The sequence below is a fragment of the Methylobacterium sp. 285MFTsu5.1 genome (genome assembly GCF_000383455.1).
Lineage (GTDB): Bacteria > Pseudomonadota > Alphaproteobacteria > Rhizobiales > Beijerinckiaceae > Methylobacterium.
Window position 1 is genome coordinate 78,772 of the sequence record NZ_KB911278.1, and the last position, 12,635, is coordinate 91,406.

The 12,635-nt window shown below is 74.6% G+C and carries 10 protein-coding genes; 5 read left to right on the forward strand and 5 right to left on the reverse strand.

The window, feature by feature from the left end:
- Positions 1-141 precede the first annotated feature (141 nt).
- Positions 142-1,614, forward strand: a complete 1,473-nt coding sequence (locus H288_RS0115225; RefSeq protein WP_020093438.1) for an MDR family MFS transporter — start codon at positions 142-144, stop codon at positions 1,612-1,614.
- Between the two features lie 109 nt (positions 1,615-1,723).
- The gene (gene xseA, locus H288_RS0115230) at positions 1,724-3,424 is read left to right on the forward strand and encodes an exodeoxyribonuclease VII large subunit (RefSeq protein ID WP_020093439.1); all 1,701 of its coding nucleotides are present in this window, start codon (positions 1,724-1,726) and stop codon (positions 3,422-3,424) included.
- 49 nt (positions 3,425-3,473) lie between these two features.
- On the opposite strand, the gene H288_RS0115235 is transcribed toward xseA, so the two are convergent.
- Positions 3,474-4,226 (reverse strand): GNAT family N-acetyltransferase, encoded by a 753-nt coding sequence (locus tag H288_RS0115235; RefSeq protein WP_020093440.1) that lies wholly within the window; start codon positions 4,224-4,226, stop codon positions 3,474-3,476.
- Between the two features lie 125 nt (positions 4,227-4,351).
- Here H288_RS0115235 and H288_RS0115240 point away from each other — a divergent pair, with 125 nt between their 5' ends.
- Positions 4,352-5,779, forward strand: a complete 1,428-nt coding sequence (locus H288_RS0115240; RefSeq protein WP_026604972.1) for an alpha/beta hydrolase — start codon at positions 4,352-4,354, stop codon at positions 5,777-5,779.
- Complete coding sequence (locus H288_RS0115245) at positions 5,776-7,323, forward strand: GMC family oxidoreductase (protein WP_020093442.1); 1,548 nt, start codon at positions 5,776-5,778, stop codon at positions 7,321-7,323. The genes H288_RS0115240 and H288_RS0115245 overlap by 4 nt, the downstream gene beginning before the upstream one ends.
- 6 nt (positions 7,324-7,329) lie before the next feature.
- On the opposite strand, the gene H288_RS0115250 is transcribed toward H288_RS0115245, so the two are convergent.
- The gene (locus H288_RS0115250; RefSeq protein ID WP_020093443.1) at positions 7,330-8,046 is read right to left on the reverse strand and encodes a GNAT family protein; all 717 of its coding nucleotides are present in this window, start codon (positions 8,044-8,046) and stop codon (positions 7,330-7,332) included.
- Positions 8,043-8,669: an FMN-binding negative transcriptional regulator gene (locus H288_RS0115255; RefSeq protein ID WP_020093444.1), complete on the reverse strand. Its 627-nt coding sequence runs from the start codon at positions 8,667-8,669 to the stop codon at positions 8,043-8,045. The genes H288_RS0115250 and H288_RS0115255 overlap by 4 nt, the downstream gene beginning before the upstream one ends.
- 98 nt (positions 8,670-8,767) lie before the next feature.
- On the opposite strand from H288_RS0115255, the gene H288_RS0115260 reads away from it, so the two are divergent.
- Positions 8,768-10,273 (forward strand): PLP-dependent aminotransferase family protein, encoded by a 1,506-nt coding sequence (locus H288_RS0115260; RefSeq protein WP_020093445.1) that lies wholly within the window; start codon positions 8,768-8,770, stop codon positions 10,271-10,273.
- Here the strand turns inward: H288_RS0115260 and H288_RS0115265 are convergent.
- Both H288_RS0115265 and H288_RS0115270 read right to left on the reverse strand, forming a co-directional pair.
- A complete protein-coding gene (locus tag H288_RS0115265; protein WP_026604973.1) occupies positions 10,245-11,519 on the reverse strand; it encodes a hypothetical protein in 1,275 nt (424 codons plus the stop codon). The genes H288_RS0115260 and H288_RS0115265 overlap by 29 nt on opposite strands.
- Positions 11,520-11,607: 88 nt before the next feature.
- A complete protein-coding gene (locus H288_RS0115270; RefSeq protein WP_020093447.1) occupies positions 11,608-12,633 on the reverse strand; it encodes an ABC transporter ATP-binding protein in 1,026 nt (341 codons plus the stop codon).
- Positions 12,634-12,635 lie beyond the last annotated feature (2 nt).

The following is a 12,635-nucleotide window of genomic DNA, read 5'->3' on the forward strand; positions in this document are numbered from 1 at the left end:
TGCATCAGGGCGGGTCATCCATGCGCCCATCGCGGGGCCGACACCGAGCGGATGTGCGCCCGCGCACGGATCTCGCCGCGGAGAGGCCGGTTGCCCGAGCCAACGCTAGGTGTGCAGGCGCGGCGGGCCTAGATCGGCCCGATGCCCAAGTCCCTCGAGACGCGCCGCCCGCTGGTCCTCGCCGCGGTGATGGCGTCGATGTTCATGATCGCCATCGAGGCGACGATCGTCTCGACGGCGATGCCGCAGATCGCCGGTCATCTCGGCGACCTTCACCTCTACGCCTGGGTGTTCGCGTCCTTCCTGCTGACGCAGACGGCCACCACGGTGGTGTTCGGCAAGCTCTCGGACCTCTACGGACGCCGGCCAGTCCTGCTGTTCGGCATCGCGGTGTTCCTGGCGGGCTCCCTCCTGTGCGGGCTCGCGTGGTCGATGCCCTCGCTGATCCTGTTCCGCCTCATCCAGGGCGTCGGCGCCGGGGCGATCCAGCCGGTGAGCCTGACCGTCATCGGCGACCTTTACGCGGTGCGGGAACGCGGCAAGGTCCAGGGCTACCTCGCGAGTGTCTGGGGGATCTCGTCGGTGGCCGGCCCGCTGGTCGGCGGCCTGATCATCGGCCACCTGAGCTGGCCCTGGATCTTTTGGATCAACCTGCCGATCGGCGTGATCGCGGCCGGCCTGTTCCTGTGCTTCCTCCACGAGGGCGTCGAGCGCCGCCCGCGCCAGATCGACGCGATCGGTGCGGCCCTGTTCACCGCCGCCATCGCGGCGCTGATGATCGCGCTGACCGAGGCGGGCGAGTCGGCCGAAGCCGCCCTGTGGCCGGCGGTGGCCTTCGTGGTGGCCGCGACTCTGTTCGTCGTCCAGGAGCGGCGCGCGCCGGACCCGATGCTCGACATTCGCCTGTGGTTGCAGCGCCCCATCGCGACCGCCAACACCGCGACGCTGCTCTCCGGCATGACGGTGATCGGGCTCACGGCGTTCCTGCCGATGTACGTGCAGGGCGTCATGCGGCAGTCGCCCCTGATCGCCGGACTGACCCTGACCCTGATGGTGCTCGGCTGGCCGATCGGCGCCACGACGGCGGCGCGCAGCTTCGTGCGGTTCGGCCTGCGCCCGATCCTGCTGGTCGGCGCGACGCTCCTGCCCCTCGGCGCGGTCGCCTTCGTGGCTCTCGGGCCCGATACCTCCCCGGCGGTGGCGGCCTGCGGCTCGGTCGTGATGGGGCTCGGCATGGGCTTCCTGTCCACGGCCGCCATCGTGATCATCCAGGACAGCGTCGCCTGGGCGCAGCGCGGGGCGGCGACGGCCTCCAACATCTTCTCGCGCAACCTCGGCTCGACCCTCGGCGCGACCGTCCTCGGGGCGGTGCTGAATTACCGGCTCGCGAACCCGTCGAGCGGCCCGGCGGTGAACTCCGATCAGCTGCGGCGCCTGCTCGACGATCCGGCAAGTCTCGGGGCCGGCGGCGAGGCGATCCGGGCCGGCTTGGAGCACGCCCTGCACGGCACGTTCTGGACGGTGTTCGCCGTGGCGGGGCTGACCCTGCTCCTGTCGCTGCTGGTCCCGCCGGTGGCGATCTCCGACCGGCCGCGCGAGCTCGCCGTCGAGTAGGGGGCGGCATTCGCCGAGGGAGAGGCGCCGCAGGCGCGGCGCCGGCCGAGCGATCCCGTCTCCACAGCGGGCCTTTGACTGTCCCGCCGGAGGCCCCTAGCGTCGGCTCATGCCCCTCGTGCCGCCCCCGCGCCCCGCAGCCCAGCAAGCGGCGGACATCCCGCCGACCAGCGTGCTCAACGCCAACCAGCCGGAATGGTCGGTCGGCGAGCTCGCGGGCGCCCTGAAGCGCACCCTCGAGGACGCCTTCGGGCACGTCCGGCTGCGCGGGGAGATCTCGGGGTATCGCGGCCAGCACGGCTCGGGCCACGCCTATTTCTCCCTGAAGGACGGGCAGGCGCGGATCGACGCGGTGGTCTGGAAGGGCGTGTTCGGACGCCTGCGCCAGCGGCCGCAGGAGGGGTTGGAAGTCGTCGCCACCGGCCGCATCACGACCTTCGCGGGCAAGTCCTCGTACCAGATCGTCATCGAGAGCCTGGAGCCCGCGGGGCTCGGCGCCTGGATGGCGCTCCTGGAGGAGCGCAAGAAGCAGCTCGCGGCCGAGGGCCTCTTCGCGCCGGACCACAAGCGGCCGATCCCCTACCTGCCGCGGGTCGTCGGCGTCGTCACCTCGCCGACCGGCGCGGTGATCCGCGACATCCTCCACCGGCTGGAGGACCGCTTTCCCCGTCCGGTCCTCGTCTGGCCGGTGCGGGTCCAGGGCGACGGCGCGGCCGAGGAGGTCGCGGCCGCGATCCGCGGCTTCAACGCCCTCCCGGCCGGGGGGCCGATCCCGCGCCCGGACGTGCTCATCGTGGCCCGCGGCGGCGGCTCGATCGAGGATCTCTGGGCCTTCAACGAGGAATGCGTCGTCCGCGCCGCCTTCGCGAGCGCGATCCCGCTGATCTCGGCGGTGGGGCACGAGACCGACACCACGCTGATCGACTACGTCTCGGACCGCCGCGCGCCGACCCCGACGGGCGCCGCCGAGATGGCGGTGCCGGTCCGCGCCGACCTGATCGCCACGGTGGCGGACCTGTCGGCCCGCGGCCGGGGGGCGGTCGGGCGCCGGATCGACCGCGACCGGTCGGACCTGCGCGCCCTCGGACGCGCCCTTCCGAGCGCCGACGCCCTGCTGGCGGCCAAGCGCCAGCGGCTCGACCTCGCCGAGGCGCGCCTCGCCCCGGCGCTGGCGGCGGGCGCGAGCCGCCACCGCGCGCGGCTCCAGCTGCTCCTCGACCGGATGGCCCGCCGCTCGCCCGACGTGGCCCTCGCCAACGCCCGCGCCCGGCTGGCGCGGATCGACCACCGGCCGCTCCACGCCCTGCGCAACGACGTCCAGCGCAAGGGCGAGGCCCTGGTCCAGCTCGGGCGCCGCCTCGTCGTCGCACGCGAGGCCAGCCTGGAACGGGCCCGGGCGCTGCAGGCGCGCCGCACCGACCGGCTCCTCGCCTTGTCGGAGCGCCTCGCCCAGGCGGGCGCGCGCGGGATCGAGCGTCGTCGCGACCGGCTCGACGGTCTGGCGGGCCTGCTCGGCTCACTCAGCTACCGCGCGGTGCTCGACCGGGGCTACGTGCTGGTACGCGACGCCGCGGGGCTGCCCGTCCGCCGCGCCGCGGAGGCGGCGGCCGCCCAGCGCCTCAGCCTGCAATTCGCCGACGGGACCGTGACGGCCGTGCCCGATGGGACTGCCGATCCGTCCCTGTCGGCCGCTCCATCCCCGTCCGCGAAGCCCGCCCGGCGCGGCGGCGCGGCCGCGCCGGCGACGGCCGGCAAACGGACCGGCGCGAGCCCCGCCCCGACGCGGCAGGGCTCGCTGTTCGACGCCTGAAACGGTCGCCGCGGCCGGATGTAAGGGCCGGCCCGCGACCCCCCGCGTCTCAGCCGGGCTCCGGTCCGACCCGGTAGTGATAGCGGTACAGTTCGCGCTCGAATCCGAGTGCTCTGTAGAGCGCCCGCGCCGGCGTGTTCGCGGCCACGACCTGCAGGCAGGCGGCCCGGGCGCCCTCCCCGCGGCCCCAACGCAGCAGCGCGCCGACCGCGCGCCGGGCATGGCCGCGGCCGCGCAGGGGTTCGGGCGTCGCCACCGCCTCGATGACCATCAGCTCCCGGTCGAGCACCCCGAAGGCGATGGCGCCGATGCCCCCCGCGGCCGCTGCCGCCGCGAAGGCCCGCGGCAGGGCCAGGGCGGCGACGGTGTCGCGGAACACCCGCGCGGCCGCTTCATCCGCGCGGTTCACCGCGTCGCGCAGGGCCAGCCAGTCCGGCCCGGGCGCCGCGGCGACCGCCACGGCCGGATCGGGCGCAATCGGCAGGTCGTCGAGACTGCGGATCAGCGTGCAGGTCTCGTCGACCACATCGTAATCGCCGCCGGCGAGGAGCGGCTCCATCTGCGGGGCGATGGCCGGCACGCGGAAGATCGGGCGCTGCCCCAGGCGGCCGTAGATCGCGCGCGCCGCCGCGATGGCCGGTCCGGGCGCGCCGCTCCCGCGCATGGGGTTCACGGAATTCTGCCGCTTCGAGCGGCCGCCGGCGGCGCGCAGCAGGTAGCCGTGGACCAGGAGCTCGCGCGGGCTCGGCCAGGCGTTGAGGCAGGCCTCCTCCACGCGCCAGGCCTGTTCGAGATCCGCCATCGCCGCCTCCTCCGATGCTCCTGATCGCACGCGGCCACGACTCGGCCAATGAGTCCGAGACAAGACTTCGGCCATGCGGCGTCGCGTACGCTTGAAGCATTCCGGCGCCGCGCGATGTCTCGCCGATGTCCGAGCCCGAAGTCCTGTTCTGCCTGCACTTTCTGGGCGGAAGTGCCCGAAGCTGGGAGCGTCTCGCGCGCGCCCTCGACGGGACGCCGTTGACTTGCGTGCCCGTAGACTTGCCGGGCTTCGGCGATGCCGCCGGCACGCCGGGCTACTCCGTCGCCGCCATGGCCGATCACGTGGCCGAGGCCATCCGCGCGCGGGCTCCGGCGCGCTACGCGATTGCCGGCCACAGCATGGGGGCCAAGGTTGCGCTGGCGCTCGCGCGCCGGGCCGAGGATGGCGAGGCGGGGCTGGCGGGGCTCACCGACCTCGTCCTGGTCTCCGGTTCGCCGCCGAGCCCGGAGCCGATCCCGGAGGACCGGCGCGCCGACATGCTCGCTTGGATCGACGCGGATCCCGAGACCCGGCGCCGCGAGGCCGAGGCCTTCGTGCGCGCCAACGTGGGCGACGGCCTGGATCCCGAGAGCGAGGCGCGGGCGGTGGCCGATGTCCTGCGGGCCGAGCCGGCCGCCTGGAAAGCCTGGCTCGAGGAGGGCGCCAACGAGGATTGGTGCCGCCGGGTCGGCGTCCTGCGCACCCCGGCGCTGGTCCTCGCGGGGTCCGAGGATGCCGACCTCGGGCCTGACGCGCAGCGGGCCCTCACGGCGCCCCACCTCGCGCACCATCGTCTCGTCACCGTGGACGGCGTCGGCCACCTCCTGCCGCTGGAGCGGCCCGCGGCCCTGGCCGACCACCTGCGCGCCCATCTCGGTGACCGGCCCCGGCCGCCCGTCGAGGCCGGCCCGGCGGTGCCGCCGGACTACGCGGCGCTGATCGCCTCCGAGCGCGTGAACAGCCGCCTCCGTGAGGCGCTCGCGGAACGCGCCGCGCCGGGCGATCCCGCCTATCGGCCGGCGGCCCTCGACCCGGTGGAACTCGCGATCCTGCGGGCCGCCCTCGCCCGCGTCGTGCCGGTGCCGCACCTCGATCTGGCCGGCCGCCTCGACCGGCGGCTTTCCTCCGGCGACGGGGACGGCTGGCGCTTCTCGGCCCTGCCGCCGGACGCGGAGGCCTACCGCGCCGCCCTTCGGACGCTCGACGCCGCCGCCCGCATCGCCCGCAACCGCCCGTTCGTGACCCTCGACGCGGCCGAGCAGGACGGGCTGCTCACCCTGTGCGCGCGCGCCGCGCTGCAGGTTCCGGAGAGCCTCGGCGGCCGCCTCGACGCCGACCGGATGCGGTTCTGGTTCGAGGATCTCCGCGCCGACGCGGTCCGCCTCTGGCTCGGCCATCCGGCGGCCCTGGCGCGGATCGGCTTCTCGGGAATCGGTGCCGGCGGCGACCGGCCGGGCGAGATCGCGGACGGCCTGCCGGGCTTCCACGCCGTCGGACTCGACGCGCCGGAACCCTGGGAGCCGCGGGCGCTGCGGACGGAGGCGGGACGATGAACCTCGCGGGGATGCGGACCTACCGCGCGGACGAGGCCGTCGACGCGGTCGTGGTGGGGACGGGCGCCGGCGGCGCGCCGCTCATCGCGCGCCTCGCCGCGGCGGGGCTGAAGGTCGTGGCCTTGGAGGCCGGACCGAACTTCACCCCGGAGCGCTTCGCCTTCGACGAGACGCTGGCCGACGAGATCTACTGGACCGAGGAGCGGCTGAGCGGCGGCTCGACCCCGGAGGCCTTCGGGGCGAACAACAGCGGGACCGGCGTCGGCGGCTCGACGCTGCACTGGGGCGCCTTCGTGCCCCGGGCCGACGCCCGCGACCTCCGATTACACACGGAGAGCGGCGAAGGGGTCGACTGGCCACTGTCCTACGAGGACCTGCTCCCGTTCTACGAGCGGGTCGAGCGCTTCCTCGGCGTCTCCGGCGCGCAGAGCTATCCGTGGGATGCCGGCCGCCGTTATCCCCTGCCCCCCGTCCCGCGGAACGGGCCGGCGCAGATCATGGCGCGGGCCTGCGAGGCCCGCGGCATCCGGTGGGCGGACGCGCCCGCCGCCGTGGTCTCGCGGGACTTCCAGTCCGAGGACGGGCCCCGCCGCAACGCCTGCATCAATTGCGGCTTCTGCCACCAGGGCTGCCGCACGGGCGCCAAGGCCAGCATGGACGTGACCTACCTACCCTACGCGGTCGCCCGCGGCGCCGAGATCCGGGCCGAGGCCTTCGTCCACGGCCTGGAGCGGGGCGCCGACGGCCGGATCACCGGCGTGGTCTACCGGCAGGACGGCGCGGAGCGGCGGCAGCGCTGCGGCGCCGTCTTCCTCTGCGCCGGAGCGGTCGAGACGCCGCGCCTGCTGCTCCATCTCGGCCTGGCCAATTCCAGCGGCCAGATCGGGCGCAACTACATGGGGCACGTGGCGACCCAGGTCTGGGGCACCTTCGACTACGAGGTGCGCATGAACCGGGGCTATCCGTCCTCGCTGATCACCGAGGACTTCATCCGCGCCGGCGCCGACTTCGCCGGCGGCTACCTGATCCAGAGCCTCGGCGTGGTGCCGTTGACCTTCGGCAACTCGGCGGCGCGGGGGCGCGGCCTGTGGGGGCAGCCGCTGCTCGACTACCTCGACCGCTACAACCACTTCGCCGGCATCGGCATCAACGGCGAGACGCTGCCCTGCGACGCAAACGTGCTGACCCTCGCCGACGAGACCGACGCGCACGGGATGCGCAAGGCCCATATCAGCTTCGGCTACAGCACCAACGAGAACCGCCTCAACGCGCACGCCACCAAGGTCATGCGCGATCTCTGGGAGGAGGCGGGGGCCGACGACGTCTGGGTGCTGGAGCGCGTCGCCCACACGCTCGGGACCTGCCGGATGGGCCGCGACGGGACGAGCGCCGTCGTCGACCCGCACGGCCGCAGCTTCGACATCGACAACCTGTGGATTTGCGACGGCTCGACCTTCCCGAGCTCGCTCGCGGCGAACCCGGCCCTGACCATCATGGCGCTCAGCCTGCGCAGCGCGGAGGCGTTCCTGGCCGGCGGCCCCTGAGCCGGCTCAGCCCGCGGCGGCGCGCAGGTCCGCGAGCCCGCGCCGCTGCCGGCCCGCCCCGTCGAAGTTCGACGGGTCCAGCCACGCCGCGAAGCCGGCGCGCACCCGCGGCCACTCGGTATCGGTGATGGAGAACCATGCCGTGTCGCGGGAGCGGCCCTTCACCACCACGGCGTTGCGGAAGATGCCCTCGAAGGTGAAGCCGAGCCGCAGCGCCGCCGCCCGGGACGGGGCATTGAGGCTGTCGCATTTCCACTCGTAGCGCCGGTAGCCGAGCTCGTCGAAGGCCCGGGCCATCATCAGCGCCATGGCCTCCGTGGCGGCGGGCGCCCGCTGCAGCCGGGGGCCGAAGTGGAGGTGGCCGATCTCGATCACGCCGTTGGCGGGATCGATCCGGAGATACGAGGCGATCCCGAGGGCGTCGCCGCTCGCGTGATCCAGGATCGCGTGGAACAGCGGGTCCTCGCTCGTCTGCTGCCGCGCGAGGCGCGCCAGGTAGGCCTCCGCGCTCTCCGGCATTTCGTCGCCGAGATAGGTCCAACCGCGCGTGTCGGGGGCGGCCCTGTAGGTGGCGTAGAGTGCGTCCGCGTGCGCCGCGGCGTCGAGCGGCACGAGCCGGCAGAAGCGGCCCTCCAGGGGCGTGCGCGGCGGCCGCGGGCGCGGGCTCCAGTCCGGCAGCGCCGGGCCGACGGGCTGGCCGAAGCCGTTGAGGCGCGCGCTCACAGCCCGCTCCGCTCGGCGACCAGCCCGGCGAGACCCGCCTCGCCCTCGGCGCGCAGCCCCGCGATGACCCCGTGCCGGTCGGCCTCGGGCCTGTTCTGGCTCATCTTCCACTTCCCCTCGACCCGCGTGATCGGAATCTCGATGCCGATGATGCCCCGAACCTGCGCGGCGACGAACGGCGCCGGCGCGTCCGCGACCGCCCACGGCTCGGCCCGGGACGCCTCGCGCAGGGCGGTGAGGTCGGCGATCTGGCGCCCGAGCCAGTCGGCATCCTCGATCATCCGCGGCCGGCCCCAGGCATGGACGGTGGCGTAGTTCCACGTCGGGACCACCCGGCCGTGCTCGCGCTTGCTCGCGTACCAGCTCGGCGTGACGTAGCCCTGCGGCCCCTGGAACACGATCAGGCACTCCTCCGCCGCGGCGAGATCCTGACCCTGCGGGTTGGCGCGGGCGAGATGCGCCCGCAGCACCCCGTGGGGACCGTCGTCGTCCAAGAGGAACGGGATCGGGTTGGCGGTCAGGCCACCCGCGCCGGCGGTCACCAGCAGGCCGAGGGGGTTGGCGCGGATCAGCGCGTGCTGCGCGGCGCGTGAATCGTCCCGGAAATGGGGCGGCTGGTACATGGGCCTGTCCTGCGGCGATGTTGCGGATCCGGGCTTGACCGTTCGGCGGTCCAGGCGAAAGGTCCAATTCTCGCGCTGTGACTGGACCAGTTTTCCGCATGGCCCGGGCTCCCCTGCCCCTGACGCTCACCCTCGACACCGCGGCCGCGGCGCCGCTGCACGCGCAGCTCCGAGAGGGCCTGCGCGCCGCGATCCTCGAGCGCCGGCTGCCGCGCGGGGCCCGGCTCCCGGCCTCGCGGGTCCTGGCCGCCGACCTCGGCTGCGCGCGCGGGACCGTCGTCCTGGCGCTGGAGCAGCTGACCGCGGAGGGCTACCTGACGGCGCGGCCGGGCTCCGCGACGCGCGTCGCCGCGACCCTGCCGGACGACGCGCTGCCCGCGCCCGGCCTGCTCCGACGCCCGGGGGACGAGCCGGCCCCGACCCTGTCCCGTCGGGGCACCCGCCTCGTGTCCGCGCCGCCGCGGCGCTACATGGCGGGTGCGGGCGTGCCCGACGCCTTCGCGCTGGGCCGGCCGGCGCAGGACGCTTTCCCCTTCGAGGTCTGGGGTCGCCTGCTCCAGGCCGAGTGGCGCCACGGCCCGACCGAGCGGCCGGACCCGCGCGGCTCGCCGGCCCTGCGCGCCGCCATCGCCGCCTACCTGGCCCAGGCGCGCGGCGTCGCCTGCGAGGCCGACGACGTCATCGTCACCGCGGGTATCCGACAGAGCCTGCGCCTGCTCGCCGAACTGCTCCTCGATCCCGGCGAGACCGCCCTGGTCGAGGAGCCCGGCTTCCCGGGCATCGCGCAGGCCCTCGCCGGCGCCGGCCTGAACCCGATTCCCGTCCCGGTCGGTCCCGGGGGCCTGTCGGTGGCCCTGGCCGCCGCGGGGGCGCCCGGCGCGCGGCTCGCGGTGGTGACGCCGGCCCACCATTACCCCCTCGGGCACGCCATGAGCCTGGAGAACCGCCTGGACCTCCTGGCCTGGGCCGAGGCGGGCTCGGGCTGGATAGTGGAGGACGATTACGACGGTGCCTACCGCTATGCCGGGCGCCCGCTCGCGCCGCTGCGCGCCCTCGATCGCGGCGGCCGGGTGATCTACGTCGGCAGCTTCTCGAAGCTGCTGCTGCCCGCCCTCGGCCTGAGCTACCTTGTGCTGCCCCGCGGCCTCGTCGCGCCGGTCAATCAGGCGCTGGCCGAGACCGGTCCCGCCCCGCCCGGGATCGGCCAGTGGGCGCTGGCGCGCTTCATCGAGGACGGCCACCTCGCCGGCCATCTGCGCCGGACGCGCCGCCTCTACGCCCTGCGCCAGGAGGCGCTGATCGAGGCCGCGCGCCGCCACGCCGGGGACGTCGCGGCGATCGCCGCCATGGAGGGCGGGATGCACGTCATCGCCCGGCCGGGGCCGGCCTGGGGCCCGGCCCTCACCGACGTGGCCGCCGCGGCGGCGCTCGGCCGCGCGGGGATCTCGGCGGTCGCGCTCTCGGCCTACCACGCCGGACCGGCGGAGCCGGGCCTGCTCCTCGGCTACGCCGCCGTGCCCGAGCGGGCGATCGAGCCGGCGGTGCGGCGCATGGCGGAGGTCCTGCGGGCGGCGGTCAGTGGAGGATCGCGCCCGTCTCCATGAACCGGTTCAGCCGCTCGATCAGCGGCGCGACCATCACCCGCTCGTACTGCGGCAGCAATCCGCGCCGCGCGTGGGCCACGTTGGCCTCGGCCTGCTCGCGGGCGAGGCGGTGCCAGCGCGCCCGGTCGTCCCGGCACGCGGCCCAGGCGCGCTCGATCGACCGGAACACGAGCGGCAGCCGCTCGGCCGGGTCGGACACGAGGTCGTAGTGGTGGTCGATCAGGCCGCCGAAGGTCTCGAAGCCCAGCTCGGACAGCCGCGCGACGGCGCGCGGCGCGCCCACCGTCACGAAGGGCAGGCCCGTCGCCGCCGCCTTGATCGACTTCTCGGTGATCCGCTCGACGCCCGGCTCGAAGAAGTCGGTCTCCGAGATGACGGTCAGGTCGCACGCCGCGTAGGCCTGCGTGTCGAGGGTCATGACCATGTCGGTGCCCTGATCGGCATCGATCCGCCGCGCCCGGCGCGGGATCCAGCTGCCGACATCGGCGAGCAGCGGCCCGAAGGCCGCCTCGATCTCCGGCGGGGCGTGGAAGACGTCGATGCCGCCCGCCTTCGGGTTGTCCTCGCCGATGCCGTGGAAGGAGATCAGCCCGTCGCGGTCCAGCCCGCTGAGCTGGAACCAGCGGTAGAGCAGCACCCGGTGCCAGCGCAGGGCCGCGTTCTGGCAGAGGAACCGGGCCGGGCCGGCGGCGCGGGCGAAGGGCGCGTAGCCGGTGCGGTCGAGGGGGTGCTGTGGGAAGAGCCGCGGACCCTCGGCGTCGTCCAGCCAGAGGGCGACCTGGAGCGGGAAGAACTCGAAGGTCCAGAACCGCAGGCCCTCGCCGTAGAGCCGCTCGTAGTCGAGCCGCAGCAGCCGGTTCTGCGTGACCAGGATCACCCGCTCGCGCGGGATCCCGCGTTCTTCGAGGTTCCGGTGCAGCGCTTCGAAGGTCGGCGCGTGCAGGCCCGGCCCCTCGTTCGAGAGGTCGAGGAGCAGCGCGGCGCGCCCGGCGCGGAGGTTCTCGGCGTCCCCCGGTTCGAGGAGGTCGAGGCGCCCGTTCGCCTCCGGGAAGCCCAGACGCACGAAATCGAGGACCGGCAGGCAGAGGACGTGGTTCGCCGGGCCGGGTTGGGCGGTCACGGTGACCCGCTTGCCCAGCCAGCCGAGGGCCGCCGGCAGGAAGTGCCCGGCCTCGCCCCGGGGCACGAGCAGGATCTCGGACGGGACTGGCCCGGATAGGACTGGCCCGGATTGGACTTGGCTCATCGTGACGCCCGCGCGGCCGGTTCGGACGCGGTCCGCCGCCGCGGGACCGCGCCGAGCCGGATAAAGCCTCGGCGCGGGGGCGTCGAGGTCAGGCCGGGACCGGCTCGGCGGCGCGCACCGGGGTCGGGCCGGCCCGGTAGGCCGCCGAGGCCTCCTCGGTCCGCCAGCAGGCGACGCGGTGGCCGGGGACGATCTCGGCGACCGGCGGCATCTCCCGGCGGCAGCTTTCCTCGGCCAGGAAGCAGCGCGGCGCGAACGGGCAGCCCGGCGGGCGGTTGGCGAGGTCGGGCGGGCTGCCGGGGATGGTCTGGAGCCGGGAGCCCTTGGCGAGCGCCCCCTCGGCCCGGCTGCGCAGCAGGCCGATCGTGTAGGGGTGGTGCGGGTTCAGCACCACCTGATGCGCCGTGCCGGTCTCGACGATCTTGCCCGCGTACATCACGGCGATCCGGTCGGCGACCTCGACCGCCGCGCCGAGATCGTGGGTGACGATCACGATCGACAGGCCGAGGTCGCGCTGCAGCTCGCGGAGCAGCAGCAGGACCTGGATCTGCACCGTGGCGTCGAGCGCCGTGGTCGGCTCGTCGGCGAGCAGGACCTGCGGCCGGCAGGCCAGCGCCAGCGCGATCATGGCGCGCTGGCGCATGCCGCCCGACATCTCGTGCGGGTAGTTGTCGAGCCGCCGCTCCGGGCTCGGGATCCGCACCCGCTCGAACAGGGCGAGCGCCCGCTTCCGCGCCGCGTCCTTGGAGATCGTCTCGTGGCGCAGAATCGCCTCGGTGATCTGCCGGCCGACCGTGTAGACCGGGTCGAAGGCGAGCAGCGGCTCCTGGAAGATCATCGAGACGTCGCCGCCGCGGAAATCGGCGAGCTGGCGCCGGGTCAGCGCCTGCACGTCCTTGCCGGCGGCCCGGATGCCGCCCTCGATCCGGCTGCGCCCCTCCGGGAACAGCCGCAGGATCGCCCGCAGGGTCACGCTCTTGCCGGAGCCGGATTCGCCGATGAGCGCCAGCGCCTGACCGCGCTCCAGGCTCAGGTCGACGCCGTCGACGACCTGCACCTTGCCGAAGGCGACGCGCAGGTTCTCGAGGGCGACCGCGGGTTCTGAACCGGACATCG

Coding starts and splice junctions, on each gene's coding strand:
- H288_RS0115225 (WP_020093438.1), top strand. CDS start 142: ATGCCCAAGTCCCTCGAGACGCGCCGCCCGCTGGTCCTCGCCGCGGTG.
- xseA (WP_020093439.1), top strand. CDS start 1,724: ATGCCCCTCGTGCCGCCCCCGCGCCCCGCAGCCCAGCAAGCGGCGGAC.
- H288_RS0115235 (WP_020093440.1), bottom strand. CDS start 4,226: ATGGCGGATCTCGAACAGGCCTGGCGCGTGGAGGAGGCCTGCCTCAAC.
- H288_RS0115240 (WP_026604972.1), top strand. CDS start 4,352: ATGTCCGAGCCCGAAGTCCTGTTCTGCCTGCACTTTCTGGGCGGAAGT.
- H288_RS0115245 (WP_020093442.1), top strand. CDS start 5,776: ATGAACCTCGCGGGGATGCGGACCTACCGCGCGGACGAGGCCGTCGAC.
- H288_RS0115255 (WP_020093444.1), bottom strand. CDS start 8,669: ATGTACCAGCCGCCCCATTTCCGGGACGATTCACGCGCCGCGCAGCAC.
- H288_RS0115260 (WP_020093445.1), top strand. CDS start 8,768: ATGGCCCGGGCTCCCCTGCCCCTGACGCTCACCCTCGACACCGCGGCC.
- H288_RS0115265 (WP_026604973.1), bottom strand. CDS start 11,519: ATGAGCCAAGTCCAATCCGGGCCAGTCCTATCCGGGCCAGTCCCGTCC.
- H288_RS0115270 (WP_020093447.1), bottom strand. CDS start 12,633: ATGTCCGGTTCAGAACCCGCGGTCGCCCTCGAGAACCTGCGCGTCGCC.